The following is a 17,697-nucleotide window of genomic DNA, read 5'->3' on the forward strand; positions in this document are numbered from 1 at the left end:
AGCAGGGCCTCCTGCACAGCTCGGGGATGTCGAAGTCCAACGAGCAGGAGGAGACCCTGGTGCTCCAGTCTGTCGCGCCCGCCGCCGCGACGTCCAACTCCGGCGTGTCGCGGTGCGATTGCCTGGCTCACCGATTCGGGAACGCCGGCGACCACCCTGACCGGGCAGCGCGCTATCCATCCGATACGACCGACACCGAATGGGCGATCGTGCGCGCGGCCATGCCGGTCCCGGCCTGGCTGGAGAGCCGGCGCGGACGCCCGGAGTCCTACTGCCACCGCCAGATGCTCGACGCCGTCTTCTACCTCCTGGACGGCGGCATCAAGTGGCGTGCGATGCCTCTCGACTTCCCGCCCTGGGACCGCGTCTACGCCTTCTTCCGCCGCTGGCGGGACCGCGGATGGACCATCGAACTGCACGACCGGCTGCGCGCGCAGGTACGCGAGGACGCCGGCCGCGACCCCGAGCCGACCGCCGCCATCATCGATTCGCAGACCATCCGCTCCACCCCCACCATCCCGGTGGCCACCTCCGGCTACGACGGCAACAAGAAGACGGTCGGCCGCAAACGCCACCTGCTGACCGACACCATCGGCATGCTGCTGGCCGTCACCGTCACCCGCGCCGATGTCGGGGACCGCGACGCCGGCCAGCACCTGATCGAACGTGCCGGCGCACGCCACCACCGCATCCGGCTCATCTGGGCCGACGGCGGATACACCGGCTTCCTCGTGTCGTGGTGCGTGGCCGTACTCGGCCTGACACTTCAGATCGTCAAGCGCAGTGACGACGCGGAAGGCTTCCAGATCCTGCCGCGCCGCTGGGTAGTGGAACGCACCAACGCGTGGCTGTGCCGCACCCGCCGCCTGGGCCGCGACTACGAGCGGCGCCCCGACTCGTCCGAGGCGATGATCTACTGGTCGATGGTCATGCTGATGCGGCGCCGGCTGGCCCGTCGGCCAGGGTGAACTTCCCCGCCGAGGTCTGGGTCAGCCAGCCGCGCTCAGCCAGGCGGCGGGCCCGGGAGCGCACCACTCCCTCGATCTTCGACGGCGTCAGCTCGACGCCCATCGCCGTGGCGATCTGCCTACAGGCCATCGGCTCCTCGCTGCGGCGCCGGGCGTCGGCCAGAACGGCAAGGATGCGCTGGTAGTCCACCGCGAGCGCTCCAGGATCGGCACCAGGACTCCACGGCGGCAGGATCGATCCGGGGCGCGCGGCAACGACGGCTGCAGAGCCCGACTCGCGGCCCGCCACCGGAGCTTCCAGCTCTCCCGCCGCCTGCCCGCCAGCGTCGTCCTGATGCTGCCCGGCCAGGACCCGGCCGACCCGCTGCTGGGCGATGACCAGCTCCTGCCAGTCGGTCTCGGACTCGTGCAACTCAGCCAGCAGCCGGTCCGTCTGCTCACGCAGCACCTCCACCCGCTGCCGGGCGGCGCGTTCTTCGGCTTCCAACAGTCCCATCACCGACGGCATCGGCAGCATCCTCCCTCTCGGCAGCAACATGCTGGAAAAGTTCTGCCGCACCACCCGGGCGCCTATGCCTGACCTGCGGAAACCAGCCGGTCACACTCGAAAGAACAACAGCCAGTCAGTGCTGCCACCGATTCCGAGGAGGGGGCAACGGGGTTGTTCGGTTGTACGGGGGTTGTTCTTTCATGCCCCTGTGTCCGAAGGCTGGGACAGAGCGTGATCGACAAGGCATCATCTACGCATGGGAAGCGCAAGGGGGACCGGCGAGACCAACGCCGCGCTGGCGGCTGTGATCTTGGAAAGCGGTCGTTCGCATGCCGCCCTTGCCCGCAAGGTCAACGAACTGGCCGCCCTGCAGGGCGTGGTCACGCGTTACGACAAGGCGTCCGTGACCCGGTGGCTGCAAGGAATGACGCCTCGTGATCGTGCCCCGGAATTCATCGCCGCTGCCCTGGCCGATTTCTTAGGACGCCCCATCGCGCCTGTCGACCTCGGGTTCCCAGAGCAGAGCCAGCGGCCCGTTGTTGCACGGGCCTTGACGTACCGTGAAGACGTGGGTGAAACACTGCACACGCTCGCGGAGCTCGGCTCCACAGACATCTCGCGGCGCAGCCTGCTCGGGGCCGTGCCGTTCGTCGCGACGGCCCTCATGGACCCCCAGCGGCAGTGGCTCCTCTGGCTCCTTGAGGACGATCAGGCTCCACGCCTAGCCGCTGTCGCCGACGGAGGCCCCGTCGAGCAGGTCCAGTCGATGATCGAAATGTTCGACGAGATGGACAACCGCTTCGGCGGCGGTGGAGTCCGAGCGAGCATCGTGCACTACCTGAGCACCCAGCTCGCCCCCATGCTGCAGCAGCGCAACATGCCCAGCCACCAGCGCCGACTCCTGTACACCTCGGCCGCGAAGCTGGCGGCGACCGCTGGCTGGTGCTCGTACGACACCGCCGACTACGGACTCGCCGAGCGTTACATGATCCAGGCGCTCAGGCTGTGCGCCGAAGGCGGCGACCGGGTGCTCGGCGGACAGATCCTGGCGGGCATGTCTCACCTCGCCACCAGCCTCGGCAACCCCGCTGAAGGAGTCTCGCTCGCCCGAGCAGGCATCGCGACCGCCAAGTCGTCGGGCAGCCTGCTGGGCCTCATGCGGCTGCATGCCATGGCCGCCCGCGGTTACGCCGCTCTCGGCGACACCCGACAGGCCACGGCTTCCCTCCACGCGGCTGGCAGAGGACTGGACACCAGCCGGGGGCCGGCCGAGGAATCACCGTGGGTCCGCTTTCTGGACCACCACTATCTGGAAGCCGAGGCCGCCCTGGTCCACCGTGACCTCGGCGAGGCAGCCCAGGCCGAGCGCCTCGCCAGCGCGTCGGTGGAGGCAAACAGCGACCGGCGCCGCCGCCAGGCGATCAGCCGCTCGGTACTCGCCACGGCGTTCCTCCAGCAGGACAGACTGGACGAGGCAGTCGGCACCGCCAGCAACGCCCTGGATCTACTCAGCGGCGTTCACAGCGAGCGGTCAGTCCAGGCACTGCGCGACTTCCGCACGCGACTTGCTCCTCACCGAGGCGAGCCGATCGTGCGCGAATTCGAACTCCGGGCTAGGCCCATACTCGGCACTGCGGCCTGACCCGCTCGGTCAGTACCCCTCCGGCGTCGGCGCGTTCTGCCCCTTGTCGACAGGGAGATTGACTCCTGTCACCCCCCGGGATTCGTCGGAAAGCAAGAACGCGATCACGTCCGCCACTTCCTCCGGACGCACCAGGTCGCCCCCGGGGAACTCGACGCGGAAGCGGTCGAAGGCCGATGGGTCCTCTTGGCGCATCCGATCCCACCGCTTGCCCGGGATGAGCATCGACCCGGGCGAGACCGCGTTCACGCGGATGCCGTCCGTGGCCAGCTCTCTCGCCAACGACGACACCATGTGGATCTGGGCCGCCTTCGCCGCACCGTACTGAGCCTGTGGCCCCGGCTTCCAACCGGAGACCGAAGCCACCACGACGATCGGGCCGCCACCAGCAGTGCGCAGGTGCGGGGCACCTGTCGCTACCAGCCGCGCGACATGGCCGACGTTCATCTCCCACGTTGCCGACCAGTCTTGAGCCGTTGCCTCGGCGATGCCCCGACCACGCGCGCCACCCGCGCAAGCCACGACACCGTCCAGGCCGCCCAGCGCTGACGCGGCATCGTCCACAAACCGTTCCAGCAGTTCTGGCGCAGAGACGTCCAGAGGCCGTGTGAACAACACGTCGGGCGAGACGAGCGAACGACGAAGCGCCTCCAGCGGCTCGGGCTTCCGCGCACACGTCGCCACTCGCGCTCCTTCCGACAGCAGCAGGCGCACGACGTACTCGCCCAGCCCTCGGGAACCGCCCGTCACCACAATCCGCCGACCCTCGAAACGTCCCGTCGCCGCTTGCTTCCCCTGGTCACGTTCTGTGCTCGTCATCCGTGCAACCCCTCACCAACCATGCCGACCCGTGTGGCCGGAGACATCCTCCGTGCACCCTTCTTACCGGGGCCCTGGAGCGGTTCTCTTATGGACGTACCCGGCCCGGGGACAACCGTGCAGTCGGCGATCGGTCGGCATCGGTCCCGCGGATCCGGAGACGGCGCGAGCCCGGGATGCCGTCTGCCGCTACTCAAACGCCGAGCCCGGGTTCGGCGGCCCCATCACGAAACGAGCGAGAGCCAGCGAACGCACCCTGCGCTCCTCTCCCAACTCGGGAGGCACACCATGTCCCAGGCACCACACCCGCGTACTAGCCTCACGTTGGCCGACATCCCCAACGCCGTCGGCTTGGCGCGGTTGCACACCGCAGATGTTCTGTCCCGTTGGGGCGTGCACGCCGGCATCGTCGAGACCGTGCAGCTTCTGGTGTCGGAGCTGGCCACGAACGCCGTTCGGCATCCCAAGGAGGGCGAGGAGGAGACCTCCCCGTTCTCGGTACGGAACACGGTGCAGACGTTCGAGCTGACGCTGGAGATCATCGGCGACGCCGTGAAGGTATCGGTGTGGGATCGCGACACGAGGCCGCCGGTGTTGAAACAGGTCGGCGTGGAGGCGACGGGGGGCCGGGGCATCTTCATCGTTGCAGTGATGAGCAGGCGCTGGGGCGACTATCCGGCGCACGGTGTGCCCGGCAAGGTGGTGTGGGCCGAGGTAGGTCTCCCCGCCAACCGAGTTGGTGAAGACGAGAGGTCGACGCGCTCTCCGGACCGGCCTCCAATAGCCGGGCCCGGGAAGCTGAGGTCGCCACGAGTCGATCCGAACATGATTGGCCGCGTGCTCGTAGGGGTCGGGCGTATCTGAGCCGTGCACGAGAGAGAAGAAGTCAGTCCGGCGCCCAAGCTCGGCAGGGAGCTCTCCTCCTGGGAACAACGTCTCTTCGCCGGAGTGCGGATGGTGAGCGCCGACGAGCAGGCGGAGATAGCCGCGACGCCCCGCCACCACTCGGACGGTTCTATTCGAGCAGCGTCCCCTCATGAGTCCCAGTGGTACGGCCAGCGGCTGAGTGGAGCGGCCGGCGCTCGGCGCGACGAGGAGTAGTCGTCCGCCAAGACCTCACAGATCGCCGACAGCTCTTCCTGGTGAGCCCTCCCCCGTTGGCCGCGGTACTGGAGATGGCAGTTGCCGAGCACCTGATCCGATCACGAGATATGGAGGTACCCCCATGTCGCCGCACAACCAAATCCCCGCCGCGACAGCCGCACTGGCACACGCGGCTCACCGCGAGGCGGAGCTGGAGATGCCGGCGTCCAGCGACTGGATGGACGCCGACAACGCGGCGTTCCGGAGGTGGCACCACGGCGCTCCGTTGGTGCGCCCCTCACGCAGCGGACAGCTCTGTCGGCTCCGTCAGCAGTTTCGGCGGGAGGCGAACGAGCGGCACGCTCGTCGAGCCGGTGACCGCCAACTCCGGGTGCTGGCCTACAGCTTGGTGCTGGGTACGGGGGGCAGCCCCGACGAGGACTGGAACACCCTCCAGGCCGAGGCCGAGCAGCACGATTACGCGATAGGAGCCAGGCTGCACGACGTGGCCGTCCCCGTAGCCACGCCCTACTTCGGCGCGCGCGCCAGCCGTGGGGTCTACATGCCTCCCTGGAAGAGACCTGGGTGGGGAGAAGTCGAGCGACTGATTCGGGGCGGATTCGCGAACGGTGTGATCGTCCTCGATCGGCACAACATCAGCTCTGACGATGACGAATACCACGCCGTGATCAAGCACCTGGGTGAGCAATACCAGGCGTTCGTACACCTCGTGATCCCCGAGGAACCGGCCGTACCGACTTGAAGGCGTCCGCTGCGCTGGATGGACCCTCTCTGTCAGTCTTGGGTGAGACATCCCGCTTTGTCGGGTTAGCCTGAGAGGGCACGACAGGAGTACCACCCCTCATGACCAGCAAGAACATCCCCGGCATAGACCCTGAGCCGAGGCCGAAGCGTCGTTCCTTCTCTCCCGAGTACAAGCTGCGGATCGTGGCCGAGTACGACGCCGCCCCGAAGAATGAGAAGGGCGCGGTCCTGCGCCGCGAGCGTCTGTACCACTCGCACGTCACCGAGTGGCGGGCCGCGCGTGATGCCGGGGCCCTGGAGAAGCTGGTCGACCGCCGCACGAGCCCGGCGCGCCCGAAGAAGTCCGGCCTGGAGGCGGAGAACGAGAAGCTGCGGCGCCAGGTGGAGCGACTGGAGAAGGAACTGGCCCGGAACAAGGCCGCGTTGGAGGTCCTGGGAAAAGCGTCGGCGCTCTTGGAAATGATCTCCGAGAGCGCGGACTGACGCACGCCGCCGAGCCGGTCGTGGACGCCGCGTTCACCGGGGTCGAGGGCGAGCTGGGCGTGACGGCCGCGTGCCGGCTGACCGGTACGGTGCGCCGCCTGGGCGGCACACCACGGTCACGGCTTCCGTGAGATGACCCTCCGCATGGCCGGGGTGGAGCACGAAGCGATCGTGCGCCTTCCGCTTCAAGGACCCCAGCGCGCTCATCACCCTCGCCATGCTCAGCCTCGGTGGCCACCGACCTCAGCTACCAGGCTGTCAACTCCCGAACCGATAACCCACGGATCCGACAGGAGCGCCCAAAATGATCGTCGCTCAACACTCAGAGCGCTGACCGCACAGCCCGGTCCACCAAGGCACCCGCGGCGCCGGTATAGCGGGCAGGGTCGCACAAGTCGGCCAGATTCTCGGCCGTGAAGAGGCCCTGTAGCTCCGGAGCCTCGGCGAGGATCTCGCTCAGCGGCCGCCCGGACTCCTGGGCCGTATGCGACGCCTGGGTGAGCACCTGCTTGGCCTGGGCCTTTCCGATCCGCGGAGCCAAGTTGGCGGCGATGCGCTCCGAGACGACTTGGCTTTCGGTCAGCTCCAAGTTCGCCGCCATGCGCTCCGGCTGGACCACGAGTCCTTCGACGAGTTCCACTGCGGTGTGTGTGGCGCCACCGGTCAGCCGCAGACACTCACGCAGCAGTTGCCACTCCGCGTGCCAGACTCCGGCCGAGCGCTCGTCCTCCGACACCAGACACTGCGTCACACCAGCGGCGAGTGCGGGCACCTGTAGAGCCGCGCTGCGGATCAGTGTCGATAGCACAGGGTTGAGCTTGTGCGGCATCGCCGAGGAACTGCCCCGTCCGGCAACTGTGGGCTCCGCAATTTCGGCGACCTCCGAGCGCGTCATCGACTGCACATCGACGGCGAGCTTGCCGAGCGCGCCGGTGGTGAACGCCAAGACTGATGCGAGATCGGCGATCGGGGTACGCAGCGCGTGCCAGGGTAGGGCGGAGTGGGCCAGACCCGTCTCGCCAGCGAAAGTCTCGGTCAGACGGTCTAGATAGTCGTCCGGTTCGAACGGGCCCTCGCTGTCCAGCCGGGCATACTCCAGATATCCGGCGAGGGTTCCGGCTGCTCCGCCGAGGGATGCTGGCAGCCCATCGTCGAGTACGCGCTCCAGCCGCAGGTCGGCGTCCAGGAGCAGCTTCCGCCAGCCGGCAACCTTGAGGCCGAACGTGATGGGCACCGCGTGCAGTGCCAGGGTGCGGCCTGCCATGGGGGTGTCGCGGTGGTGTATCGCGAGCTCTGTCAGCGCGTGGATCACTCGGTGGAGGTCCACGCGCATCAGCCGCAAGGCCCGGTCAGCGACCAGCATGGCAGCGGTATCGAAGATGTCTTGGCTGGTGGAGCCCCGGTGGACGTACTCGGCGGCGCCCGGGTCGACGGACGCGACCTGCCGGGTGAGTGCCTGCACCAGCTCTACCACGGGGTTGGCTGTCTCGCGTGAGGCCAGGGCCAGTGCCCTGAGATCGAAGTGCTCCGCCCGCGCTTGGGCGGTGATGACCTCAGCGGCCTCCTGCGGCACGGTACCGAGCCGGGACTGCGTCCTGGCCAAGGCGGCTTCGACATCAAGCATGGCCTGCAGCCACGCGTGATCGCAGACTGCCTCTTCGACGGGCGTACCGGCGCGGACCGGTGAGAGCAAGCCGGAGTCGGTCAGTGGTCCGCAACGGTCGTTCATATGAGTGCTCCTTGGGAACCGGCAAGGGCTGCCGATGAGTAGGTGCAGGGCGCGAGCGATAGGACTGCCCGGGCGATCGCGTCAGAGTCGGCCAGTGTCACTGAGTCCACGCCTGGGCGGATGCCCGCGGCGGTTACCCAATGCACGGCCTCGGTGGGGACGCCATAACCGAACCGGCGCGGATGTGCCTGGCCTTGAGCATCGAGCAACCGGTACGGGCGTTCCGTCACGGACAGGCCGCCGGTCTCGTAGTCCGCAGCGTGGGTGGAGGGGACTCGGTGGTGCACGGCCTGCCCGGTGCTGAGCAGGTGCTGCAGCAGTGGATCGGCGGTGCGGCGCAGGTCAGGCTCGGGAAGCCGGGCCTCGATCAGTACCTGTGCGCGCACCGGCTGTCCGGGTACGGCACAGGAACCCGTCACGAAGGCTGGGGAGGACGTGGTGTCGATGCGGATCTCGGTCGCGGGCCCCGTCAGTTCCAGGACACCGGCCTCGATCAGCGCGATCATCTCCTCGATGCGCGAGGCCGGCGGCCCGATGGACAGGAACGCGTTCAGCGGGGTGTACCAGCCATCGAGTTCATCCCGGTGGGACTCGCCCTCAAGACCGGCGTGGTCGACGGCCAGCCGGATCTCGTTGCGCAGATCGCGCAGTACGTCGAGGGCCGTCTTCAACGGGCCGCTGAGGTTGCCCGCCTGGGCCTCCCGGACATCGTTGCGCAGGTAGCCCAATAGCCAGCTCTGGAAGGCGTCACGGTTGGCGAACTCGCGGTCGCCATACGGGTGGGAGAGCTGGTTCCAGTTCCACCGGTCGGTGTCGGGGACGCCGTAAGTATCGAGCAGTGCCTGGTGTCCAACGGATCCCGAGCACTTCAGGTACTGGTCCACGAAGTCCTCGCGTTCGGCCTCCCGGCCCCGGGCGACCAGCCAGGTGCCGTAGTAGACGCTCTCCACCTCGCAGGCGATCAGCGGCCACAATTCGGCCCGCAGGCCGATACGTCCACCTCGCTGGGCCCGTGCGCGCAGAGCGGCAATGAACTGCTCGGTGAGGAGCCGGGGGAAGTAGCGCTCCGAGGCACCCTTCTCGTTCTCACCACGGGAGTGGTGTGGGATTCCGCGGCGCGAACTCGCGTACAGGAGCGGTTCCAGCCCCGACGCCTGGTACGCCAGTCGGCCGTTGACCTGTTCGAAGGTCCCACCGCGCCCCTGCGTCAATAGCGTCATGTGGTCAAAGAAATTCAGCCCGAGCCCGCGCAGTAGTACAGCTTCTCCAGGGCGGACCACACTCAGGTCGAGGTCCGCCGGGTTAGCGGGTTCGAAGTATGTGAGGCCGTGGGCACGGGCCAAGCTCGCGGTCCGCTGCTCCCGTGCGGTGAGCCGTACGGGCACGTGGCCCTGTGCCATCACCACGGCGTCAAGGTCGCACAGCCAGGTGTCGTCCTCCAAACAAACCGCCTGCTTGCCGTCCGGGATACCATGCTGGTCCGTCAGCGCAACAGCCCGTGTCCGGTGCACCTTGACGGTGACATGGTTGGGCGTGTGCCGCACCACTTGCTGAAACATGTCAGACAGATAGCTTCCGTAGAAGGCCCGGGTGGGGTAGGAATTCGGCCCCAGATCCCGTGCCTCGGCGAGGGTTTGGTCGTCATAGCCACCAGCCCCGCCTCCCGTGGAGAGGCTGCGAGCCCACTCCTCCAGGCTTGGGCCGGGCTCGATGGGCCCGGCGATTCGTGAGCTGGCGTCCGTGTGCACGGTGATCTGCGACGCCACGGTGTTCATTAGTAGATGACGGGACTGGTCGGTGCGCCATACTGCGCCGGCGCCGGGCTCGAACGGGTCCACGACATGCACGGTCAAGGCGGGGTGTGCGGGCTCTGCCCGCTCGTTGGCGCACAGGCGCTCCAGTACGGAGAGTCCGCGAGGCCCGGCACCAACGATGCAGAGCGCCTTATGGCGGGTCGTCATGACGAATGCCCTCGTTGTCGCATACTTGGTATCCGGCGAACTCTCGTTGGCTTTCCGACTGCCGAGACAGCTGCTGGACGCTGTGGATGATGCGGTGCCCGACCCCGTTGTCAGCGGTCGCCTTCAGACGGTCGTTAAGACCGTCTTTGAGAAAGCGCAGTCCTGCGAGGCACCGTGTGCAACTTGTACTCAACTCATGGACGCAAGACGCCAGTAGGCCCATCTGTTTTCGTTCCCTGGGGTCATGCGAGCCGGAGACGCGACGTGCTCCATGCACTGGCGGAAGTAGTCCAGGTCTTCACGAGCGCGGGGATCGTCCGACTTCAGAGGCTGCACCTCACCGGCCGGTTCGATGCGGCATGGGTAGAGACCTGCCGACTGCACTCCTGTGGCATCGAGGTCGCACCGGGCCACCACGGTGCGACGTGCATCCGGGAGACGGGGACCGCGTGGGTCTGCCACCTGGGGCCCTCGGGCATGCGGCGCACGGTCGTGCGATGTGGTGTAGACACCCTCGCAGTTACCGAGAACGACATCACCGGTGGCCGGCAAATCCTTGAGCGGGGTCAGTCCGTGCATGGGGATATCCCGGTCGATGAAGATGTCCCCCATCGCGAGTAGCCGCACACTCCGCACTCCGGTGTTCGCTGAGTTCATCCGGGGTAGGTCCTCCGTTGGGGTTCATCAGCGTAGAGGCGAGCAAGCCGTGCTGCGCGGCGCGGGCGCCCGCCGCGAAGCGGCTGGTGACGCCGAGTCGTTGCATCAGGTCGGCGATCATCCGGCTAGCGGTTCGCGGCGAGACCCCGAGGGTGCGCGCGATGGCCTCGTCCTTCATGCCGTCGACCAGCAACTGCACCAGCGTGTGCTGTTCGTTCGAGATGTCGGACGAGGAGCGCACGCCCTCCGGGGCGAGCGGTGACGCTTCGCGCCAGGTGTGCTCGAACACAGCGGAGAACGCGCTCACCAGCGGCGCCCCGCGGATCGTGAGCTGGGAGCTGCATGACTTTCCGTCGGACGCGGGCAGCACCGCGTAGTCGGAGTCAATGATCACCATATTGAGCGGGATGACCGAGGCTAGCCGCAGATCGACGCCCGCCGCTGCGAGGCGGCTGAAGGGGGCGTAGGTGTCGGGTGACACCGAGTCGCGGCGGAGCCGGATGGAGCGGACCTGGACACCCCGGTCGAGCATCTGCTGCCGGAGCGGGCCGAGCCTGCGGCGCAGCCGGGCCGGAAGGCTGCTCTCCGCGTAGGCGATGCGCAGGGTGGATCGCGCCGAGTCGGTGACGTCGTACAGCGCCTGCACCATCTCGTCGACGGTGCTGGCGGCGGTGACCTCGATGTGCGAGTGGGAGGAGCCGGCCGTAGGGAGGTAGACCTCCAGCAGTGACTCCACCGCCTCGTGCATCCGCAGGGACTCCTCCAGGCTGCGCTGCGCCATGTCCTGCTGCTGTCGGAGCATGCGCATCAGCGCGAATTCCGGATCCACCGGTACGACGCGATCGCCTTCCTCGGCCGGCCAGCTCACCAATCCAAGGTGCCGCAGATAGACCCACGTCGCGCGTGCTTCGGAACGTGACAATCCGAAACTGTCCGTCAGCTCTTCTGGGCTGGAAGCTCCGCGCTCCTGTAGCTCCATATAGACAGCGAGCCGTGAGGCTTCGGACAATGCAGACATGCCGGTTTCGCGCTTTCTCACTGAATGTCCCCCGACTGAAAGAGCTTTGAACTGTACAACGGTTACCAACGAGTAGGCAGTCACTCTAAAACGGGCTCGCAGGTGAGAGCGGTATGTGTGCGTTAGATCACGCCTCATGCGGGGGATTTGGAACGGTCAGTGTGGAATCCCGGTTCTGGCCTCAATCCTTCAGCCGTGACTCGGCTTTCGTGAGGCGATTGGTTCGCCCCGGTTTGTTCCACGTGGTCGTGGGTGGGGTCGTCGCATGTCGCTGCGGGGTGCGCCGGGTTCCGTCTCCAAGCTCTTCGAGCAGGGGATACATCAGGCCCGGGGTGGTGCGGTTTCCCTCCGTCCTGGTCCTTGTCGGACTGGGGCCGGTCGTCAGGTGACGCCCTGGACGGCGAGGATCCTGGTCCATGCGGTGGTGAACGCGGTTGCCCAGGGCCAGGTGTGTTCGATGCGGAGCCGGCGGCGTGCGTGGCGGCTGAGCAGTACGGGCGGGTAGTAGAGCTGGAAGCGCATCGTGTCGGGTTCGGCTTCGGTGAGTTCGGCCTGGTCGTGCAGGCCCAGCAGACGGGTCCAGGCGTCGAGGTCGGCGGCGCTGTTCGCCGCGAGGACCCAAGCTCGGTCGACCGTCCAGGATTTGCTGGGCAGGTCAGTCGCGTCGTGGAGTCCGACGCCGGTGCCTGAAACACCGGGGCCTGGTGTCCCATGAGGTCCTCGGCCTCCGGCAGATTCGTCGGCCCCAGCCACCGCACCGGCAGACATGGAAGGCTGACGATTCACCGAAGTTCCCTTGGTGCAGAGTGACTTACCAGGGTCACCCACCCCAACGTTGCTTCAGCCTTCCCGGACGCGGGCCCCTCGCCCGCGGATACACCCGCCACGCCGACTTCGCGTCAGCCCTGGGCTCCTCACGCTGTCACGCCGCCCGTCTCGCGTCACGAACGCGCAGAGGCCCTGCTCCCTGCTTCAGGGATGAATGTTCACGTTGAGATGGTGGATGGCGAAGTTTCGCCATGGCGGAAGCCAGCCAGCACCAACTACTTGTTCCGTGAATATCCATCACTATCTTTCAAACGTACGGGGGGGGGGTGGACGCTGTGGAGTCGGTAATTCCGGCTGCCTTCAGGAGGTTTGCTCCCTCGTGAAGGCACTGGTAATTGCGACATGCAGGCAAGGCGGAGGAATGAACGAGACAGCCACGGCCCAGCCATTTGCCAAACTGATCCTGAGCGCGCAGGCGGGGAGCCAACGCGCGGTGAACGATCTGCTGCTCCACATCACGCCGTTCGTACGGCGGCTCTGCTCCTCGGTGGACGCCGGACACAGGCCCGAGGCGGTCCAGGACTCGCTGTTCGCTGTGTACCGGGGGCTGCGGACCCTCAGAGAGCCCGCGGCGTTCTACGGCTGGGTGCGCGCCGTGACGGTGCGGGAGGCCGCGCGTACCGCACGGCGCGCGGGACAGGCCGCGATGGCCGAACTGGTCGACCAGCCGTCCCCCGCCGACCCGTTGCTCCGTGTCGCCATCGCCGATGCGCTGGAGCGGCTGCCCTCGCACCAGCGGGACATTCTCACGGTGCGCGCGGTCTACGGCCTGGACGAGCGGGAGGCGGCGCGCGTGCTCTCCCTGCCGGTCGGCACGGTGCGCTCCCGGGTACACCGCGCCCGGCGGAACTTCCAGGACGCCTGGCGCTGACCCGGCCGCATACGTAGACGGCCCCGGCCGGGTACGTATGCGGCTGGCCCGGGCACGTCAACCGGACACGCCCGGAGGGCAGTCGGCAGCGGCAACTTCGACGGCGGTCCAGGTCAGGACCGCGCCGTCCGCCCAGCAGGCGTGGACGTGCAGCACCCGCTCCGGCGCCCTGCGTGCCCGGGCGGCAAAGCCCCCGGGCACGGGGCGGATGGCGATACCGAGCAGCGTCGTGGGCCGCTGTGGCGGTGGGAGCAGCCCGTACAGCGCCTTGTACGCGGACTCCTTCGCGGAGAAGAGCTCCCGCAGGCGGCGTTCGCAGGCCGCGTCCGCTCCGAGGACGCCCAACTCGCCGGGCCCACCGAAATCACCGAACTCTCCGGTGAGGAAAAGCTGTTCCTTACCGGAGAGCACCACCCGGCCCGCGGCTTGCGGCAGCGGGTGGCGCTCCAGGTCCACGCCGAGTCCGGCACAGCGCGCGGCCGGAGCGGCCAGTGCCACGGCCACCCCCCCGGAGTGGCTGAGGGAGCCGACGCTGCCGCGCGGCAGGCGGGGCCGGAAGCCGTCCGCCTCGTACGGGATCTCCGCGGTGGCGCCGCCGGGCTGTCCGGCTCGAGCCAGGGCCCGCCGCAGAGCGGCCCGCCCCGAGAGGAACGTCCGGGCCCTGGCGGGAAGGTGGCCCGCGCACAGCTGCTCCTCGGTCGGGCCCGCCGGGCGCAGTGCCGGCTCCGTCGCTGTGGCGAGGCCCAGCGTGAGCCGACCCCCGCCGGAGGCCAGGGGCGTGGCCTCCACAAGGGGGCGCAGCGCGAGCAGTGCCCGCACCACGCCCGTTCCGTCGTCGAGCCGCGGCTTGGGGGGTACCGCGCTCACCTCGGCGCCCCGTTTTCGGTGTCCGTGGTCAGCACTGCGCACGCAGTTGGGCCGGCCACCCCGCCGGGTCGTCGCCGAGGTAGCCGCTGAGCCACTCCGCCCAGCGCTCGAGCCCGAAGGCCCAGCAGACGGAGAAGCCCGGCTGCCCGGCGAAGGCGATGTCGAAGCCCTTGCCGAAGTGCTGGTTGTGGTAGTTGAGCGAGGAGACCGCGACGCCCGAACCGTCGTGCGCCATCCGCCCCACCAGCTCGTACTTGACGTCCATCGCCGCCTGATACTGGGCCATTTGCGGGCGGGCGCTGGTGAAGAACGGGTCCGATGCGGGCTGCACCTTGCACGGCAGACCGAGGCTCTCGGCGAGCGAGAGGAGCTCCTCTAGGACCTGGGCGTGGAAGGCACGGGCACCGGGCCGGTCGCCGACGTACACGATCTCGCGCATGCTGAACGACCAGCGGCGGGTCGGCGAGGTGTCGGCGGTGGCCTTGCCCTCGTAGCGGCCGCACTGACCGGTGGCCGTGATCGTCAGCGGCTCGTCGAGGCGCACGCCCTGGAAGCGCTCGAAGAGCCCCATGCACACGGCGGGCGCGAGTGCGACCGGGGTGAACTCCAACTCGGCGGCGCGGCCCGTCAGATCGACGGCGGTGCCGAAGCGGTCGAGCGCTTCCAGGTCGGGACGGACGACGCCGGCGGCGGTGATGTGCTGCGGGAAGTTGCCGGTGTAGCCGGCCTTCTCCAGCGTGGTCCAGGGCAGCAGCGCGGGCACCGTGTACTCGGCGGCGCCGAGCCGTGCGGCGGTCTGCCCCAGCAGCCGCTCCAGAGCGCGGATCAGCAACGCGTTCCGGGGGCCGCTGACGAACAGACCTGGGCCGATGCGGCCGTCGGCGGAGGCGTCGCCGAGTGGACCGGAGGAGGCGGGCGCCGAGGGTTCGGCGACAAGGTCCCAGCGGTCGAGGCGGGTACGGTCGGCCCGCTGCGGAGCGCCCGCGAACCGCTTGAACGCCTCGCCGAGGAGCCGCTCGACACGGTCGGCGTTCGCGTCGTCAGCGGCGCCGAACTCGATCTGGGGCACGGACTCCAGCTGGATCCGTCCCTCGTCGGTGCCGTCCAGGCAGTAGCGCAGCATCGCGCCGAACTCGCGGCGGTCGTCGGGGTGCAGTTCGCTTGGGGCCAGCCAGGTCCGCCGGACCGGGGCAACGGTGTCAGTCATGCTCGTGAAACCTCTCTCCATCACACAAGGGGCACGCTGCCGGCGGGCTGCGGCCGCCGTGCGAGTCGCGCAAGGACATTGCCGATCAGCAGCTGTCCGTGGTTGTCGAACTGCGTCATCAGGGACTCGGGGTGGAACTGCACGCCCGCCAGCGGCCGGGTCTCGTGCTCGACGGCCATGGCCACCCCGTCCGGGCAGCGTGCGGTGACCCGCAGACCGGGCGGCAGGGCCTTGGTATCGGCGTACAGGGAGTGGTAGCGGCCGGCGGTGAACCGCGGCGGCAGACCGTGCAGCAGCTGCCCACCGCCGTCCACCACCGAGACCGACGACGGCTTACCGTGGAAGGGGTGGTCGAGCACGGCGAGATGCCCGCCCAGGTACTCCACGATGGCCTGCATGCCGAGGCAGACGCCGAACACCGGGATGCCGTGATCCTCGGCGATGCGCAGGGTGCCTGCCGTGTCGTGGTCCTGGGGGCGGCCAGGTCCTGGCGAGAGGACCAGCAGGTCGGGATCGACCTCCGCCAAAAGGGACTTGTCGAAACCGCTGCGGTACGTCGAGACGCGGGCGCCCGCCTGCCGGAGGTAGCCGGCCAGCGTGTGCACGAAGGAGTCCTGGTGGTCCACGAGCAGCACCCGTGGGCGGTACGCGGAGCCGTCCGCGTCCGCCGTGCGGGGCTCCCTGTCCGTCATGGAGACGCGGGACGCCCCGGAGCCGGACAGGGTGGCGAGCACGTCGAGGAGCGCCTTCGCCTTCAGCTCGGTCTCCTGCTCCTCGGCCTCGGGCACCGAGTCGTAGAGCAGTGTCGCCCCGGTACGTACCCGGGCGCGGCCGTCGCGCAGTTGCACCGTGCGCAGGGTGAGGCCGGTGTCCAGGGTGCCGTCGAAGCCGATGCGGCCGACGGCGCCGCCGTACCAGCGGCGTGGGGAGCGCTCGTGCTCCTCCAGGAAGGCGACGGCCGCGTGCTTGGGTGCGCCGGTGACCGTCACCGCCCACATGTGGCTGAGGAAGGCGTCCAGCGCGTCACGCTCCGGCCGCAGCAGACCCTCGACGTGGTCGACGGTGTGGATCAGCGTCGAGTACATCTCCAGCTGGCGGCGCCCGATGATGCGGACGGTGCCGGGCTCGCACACCCGGAACTTGTCGTTGCGGTCCACGTCGGTGCACATGGTCAGCTCCGCTTCCTCCTTCTCGGAGGTAAGCAGGGCCTTGACCTGTTCGGCGTCCTCCAGGGCATCGCGACCGCGGGCCGCCGTGCCGCTGACGGGCGCCGACTCCACGCGCCAGCCGGTGCCGTCGGCCGTGTGCTGTGCGTGCACCCGGACGAACATCTCTGGCGAGGTGCCCACCAGGTGCTCGCCCTCGCCGAGGTTCATCAGCATCTGATACGGCGAGGGGTTGCGGGTGCGCAGTTCCCGGAACAGCTCCGAGGGCGGGCAGGGCGTGGGCCGGTCGAAGGTACGGCTGGCCACCACCTCGAACAGGTCGCCCGCGCGGAACCGTTCACGTACGGCGCTCACCAGCGCGGCGTACTCGCCCGGGGCGTGGTCGTCGATGGAGCCGTCCGTGGGGCTCCCGGTACGGAACGGCTGCGCGGGCGTGGTCCTTGGCAGCCCGTGCGTGCTCCGGCCCTTGGCCGTGAACTCGTACGTGTGCCGCCAGGCGGTGCCCGCCACCGGGTCGGTGACGATCACCTCGTCCGGCAGGTGCAGCACCAGATCGCGGTCGTGATCCGAGCGCCCGGGCTGCCGCAGCGGCACAGGGTCGAAGGCAAGCACGAGATCGTAGCCGAAGGCGCCGTAAAGACCGAGGAAGTCCCCTGCGGGGCCGGACAGCGCGTCGCGTACCGCGCGGACGAAGTCGAAGGCGCCCGGCCGTCGCGACCGGTCCTCCTCGCTCAACATGTCCTGGCCGAGCGTGGTGCGCACCAGCCCGGTGAATACCCGGCCCCCGGTGGGCCCGTCGGGGGGAATGAGTTCGCGGACTTCACGCAGGGCCCGCTGTGCCGCCTGATGCAGCACCGGCAGCAGCACCTCGCCGCGCGCGTTGAGCGCACGGACCTCTACCGTGCGCAGCCCGCGCAACACGATCTCGACGGGCGGGTCTATGTAGCCGACGGCGTGCCGCCGGTAGCGGCCGGGGGATTCGTAGTCGGAGCGGAGGACGGCACCCCTGCGGGTGTCCAGTGCGCTCTCCAGCTCCCGCATGGCGGACTCGCCGTCGACGGCGGTACGGGCGCGCTCCACGCGCACCCCGGCGCCAGTGGTCCACTCCCGGGGGAGCGGAACGGGCAGGGGATGGGTGGTCAT

The 17,697-nt window shown here is 68.7% G+C and carries 16 protein-coding genes; 7 read left to right on the forward strand and 9 right to left on the reverse strand.

Annotated elements, in window-relative coordinates; genetic code table 11:
• Nucleotides 1-26 precede the first annotated feature (26 nt).
• Nucleotides 27-968, forward strand: coding sequence for an IS5 family transposase (locus ABCR94_RS30835; protein WP_347119407.1), 942 nt, complete (start codon nucleotides 27-29; stop codon nucleotides 966-968).
• Here ABCR94_RS30835 and ABCR94_RS30840 read toward each other — a convergent pair.
• Complete coding sequence (locus ABCR94_RS30840) at nucleotides 928-1,476, reverse strand: hypothetical protein (protein ID WP_347119408.1); 549 nt, start codon at nucleotides 1,474-1,476, stop codon at nucleotides 928-930. The genes ABCR94_RS30835 and ABCR94_RS30840 overlap by 41 nt on opposite strands.
• 238 nt (nucleotides 1,477-1,714) lie before the next feature.
• Here ABCR94_RS30840 and ABCR94_RS30845 point away from each other — a divergent pair, with 238 nt between their 5' ends.
• On the forward strand, nucleotides 1,715-3,100 hold the full coding sequence (locus ABCR94_RS30845) for an NsdA family TPR-like regulatory protein (protein ID WP_347123828.1): 1,386 nt from the start codon (nucleotides 1,715-1,717) through the stop codon (nucleotides 3,098-3,100).
• A gap of 9 nt (nucleotides 3,101-3,109) precedes the next feature.
• Here the strand turns inward: ABCR94_RS30845 and ABCR94_RS30850 are convergent, their stop codons facing one another.
• Nucleotides 3,110-3,919 carry an SDR family NAD(P)-dependent oxidoreductase gene (locus tag ABCR94_RS30850; protein WP_347123830.1) on the reverse strand — a complete coding sequence of 270 codons (810 nt, stop codon included), beginning with the start codon at nucleotides 3,917-3,919 and terminating at the stop codon, nucleotides 3,110-3,112.
• Nucleotides 3,920-4,243: 324 nt separating this feature from the next.
• Here ABCR94_RS30850 and ABCR94_RS30855 point away from each other — a divergent pair, with 324 nt between their 5' ends.
• From ABCR94_RS30855 to ABCR94_RS30870, 4 genes are all read left to right on the forward strand, one after another.
• Nucleotides 4,244-4,783, forward strand: coding sequence for an ATP-binding protein (locus ABCR94_RS30855; protein WP_347123832.1), 540 nt, complete (start codon nucleotides 4,244-4,246; stop codon nucleotides 4,781-4,783).
• Between the two features lie 3 nt (nucleotides 4,784-4,786).
• Entirely contained in the window at nucleotides 4,787-5,020 is a 234-nt protein-coding gene (locus tag ABCR94_RS30860; protein ID WP_347123834.1) for a hypothetical protein, read from the forward strand.
• 124 nt (nucleotides 5,021-5,144) lie between these two features.
• Nucleotides 5,145-5,765, forward strand: coding sequence for a hypothetical protein (locus tag ABCR94_RS30865; RefSeq protein WP_347123836.1), 621 nt, complete (start codon nucleotides 5,145-5,147; stop codon nucleotides 5,763-5,765).
• A gap of 101 nt (nucleotides 5,766-5,866) precedes the next feature.
• Nucleotides 5,867-6,250 (forward strand): hypothetical protein, encoded by a 384-nt coding sequence (locus ABCR94_RS30870; protein WP_347123837.1) that lies wholly within the window; start codon nucleotides 5,867-5,869, stop codon nucleotides 6,248-6,250.
• Between the two features lie 322 nt (nucleotides 6,251-6,572).
• Here the strand turns inward: ABCR94_RS30870 and ABCR94_RS30875 are convergent, their stop codons facing one another.
• The 4 genes from ABCR94_RS30875 to ABCR94_RS30890 all read right to left on the reverse strand — a co-directional run bounded on the left by ABCR94_RS30875 (nucleotide 6,573) and on the right by ABCR94_RS30890 (nucleotide 12,401).
• Nucleotides 6,573-7,979 carry a nitrosuccinate lyase gene (locus tag ABCR94_RS30875; protein ID WP_347123838.1) on the reverse strand — a complete coding sequence of 469 codons (1,407 nt, stop codon included), beginning with the start codon at nucleotides 7,977-7,979 and terminating at the stop codon, nucleotides 6,573-6,575.
• Complete coding sequence (locus ABCR94_RS30880) at nucleotides 7,976-9,940, reverse strand: FAD/NAD(P)-binding protein (protein WP_347123840.1); 1,965 nt, start codon at nucleotides 9,938-9,940, stop codon at nucleotides 7,976-7,978. Before ABCR94_RS30880 ends, ABCR94_RS30875 begins: the two co-directional genes overlap by 4 nt.
• 535 nt (nucleotides 9,941-10,475) lie before the next feature.
• Nucleotides 10,476-11,465 carry a helix-turn-helix transcriptional regulator gene (locus ABCR94_RS30885; RefSeq protein WP_347123842.1) on the reverse strand — a complete coding sequence of 330 codons (990 nt, stop codon included), beginning with the start codon at nucleotides 11,463-11,465 and terminating at the stop codon, nucleotides 10,476-10,478.
• Nucleotides 11,466-11,996: 531 nt separating this feature from the next.
• Nucleotides 11,997-12,401, reverse strand: a complete 405-nt coding sequence (locus tag ABCR94_RS30890; protein WP_347123843.1) for a hypothetical protein — start codon at nucleotides 12,399-12,401, stop codon at nucleotides 11,997-11,999.
• A 403-nt stretch (nucleotides 12,402-12,804) separates the two neighbouring features.
• Here ABCR94_RS30890 and ABCR94_RS30895 point away from each other — a divergent pair, with 403 nt between their 5' ends.
• Entirely contained in the window at nucleotides 12,805-13,314 is a 510-nt protein-coding gene (locus tag ABCR94_RS30895) for an RNA polymerase sigma factor (protein ID WP_347123844.1), read from the forward strand.
• 57 nt (nucleotides 13,315-13,371) lie between these two features.
• Here ABCR94_RS30895 and ABCR94_RS30900 read toward each other — a convergent pair whose 3' ends face one another.
• The 3 genes from ABCR94_RS30900 to ABCR94_RS30910 are packed head-to-tail and all read right to left on the reverse strand — an operon-like array spanning nucleotide 13,372 to nucleotide 17,697.
• Complete coding sequence (locus ABCR94_RS30900; RefSeq protein ID WP_347123846.1) at nucleotides 13,372-14,181, reverse strand: enterobactin synthetase; 810 nt, start codon at nucleotides 14,179-14,181, stop codon at nucleotides 13,372-13,374.
• 28 nt (nucleotides 14,182-14,209) lie between these two features.
• Nucleotides 14,210-15,388: a class-II aminoacyl-tRNA synthetase family protein gene (locus ABCR94_RS30905; protein WP_347123848.1), complete on the reverse strand. Its 1,179-nt coding sequence runs from the start codon at nucleotides 15,386-15,388 to the stop codon at nucleotides 14,210-14,212.
• A 20-nt stretch (nucleotides 15,389-15,408) separates the two neighbouring features.
• Nucleotides 15,409-17,697, reverse strand: coding sequence for an anthranilate synthase component I (locus ABCR94_RS30910; RefSeq protein ID WP_347123850.1), 2,289 nt, complete (start codon nucleotides 17,695-17,697; stop codon nucleotides 15,409-15,411).

Origin of the sequence: Streptomyces changchenzhani (assembly GCF_039766235.1) — a bacterium.
Classification (GTDB): domain Bacteria; phylum Actinomycetota; class Actinomycetes; order Streptomycetales; family Streptomycetaceae; genus Streptomyces.

Bases quoted from the DNA above. Each gene is read 5' to 3' on its own strand.
- ABCR94_RS30880 (WP_347123840.1), bottom strand. From the start codon at position 9,940: ATGACGACCCGCCATAAGGCGCTCTGCATCGTTGGTGCCGGGCCTCGC.
- ABCR94_RS30845 (WP_347123828.1), top strand. From the start codon at position 1,715: ATGGGAAGCGCAAGGGGGACCGGCGAGACCAACGCCGCGCTGGCGGCT.
- ABCR94_RS30905 (WP_347123848.1), bottom strand. From the start codon at position 15,388: ATGACTGACACCGTTGCCCCGGTCCGGCGGACCTGGCTGGCCCCAAGC.
- ABCR94_RS30895 (WP_347123844.1), top strand. From the start codon at position 12,805: ATGAACGAGACAGCCACGGCCCAGCCATTTGCCAAACTGATCCTGAGC.
- ABCR94_RS30910 (WP_347123850.1), bottom strand. From the start codon at position 17,697: ATGACCACCCATCCCCTGCCCGTTCCGCTCCCCCGGGAGTGGACCACT.
- ABCR94_RS30870 (WP_347123837.1), top strand. From the start codon at position 5,867: ATGACCAGCAAGAACATCCCCGGCATAGACCCTGAGCCGAGGCCGAAG.
- ABCR94_RS30835 (WP_347119407.1), top strand. From the start codon at position 27: ATGTCGAAGTCCAACGAGCAGGAGGAGACCCTGGTGCTCCAGTCTGTC.
- ABCR94_RS30850 (WP_347123830.1), bottom strand. From the start codon at position 3,919: ATGACGAGCACAGAACGTGACCAGGGGAAGCAAGCGGCGACGGGACGT.
- ABCR94_RS30865 (WP_347123836.1), top strand. From the start codon at position 5,145: ATGTCGCCGCACAACCAAATCCCCGCCGCGACAGCCGCACTGGCACAC.
- ABCR94_RS30875 (WP_347123838.1), bottom strand. From the start codon at position 7,979: ATGAACGACCGTTGCGGACCACTGACCGACTCCGGCTTGCTCTCACCG.
- ABCR94_RS30840 (WP_347119408.1), bottom strand. From the start codon at position 1,476: ATGCCGTCGGTGATGGGACTGTTGGAAGCCGAAGAACGCGCCGCCCGG.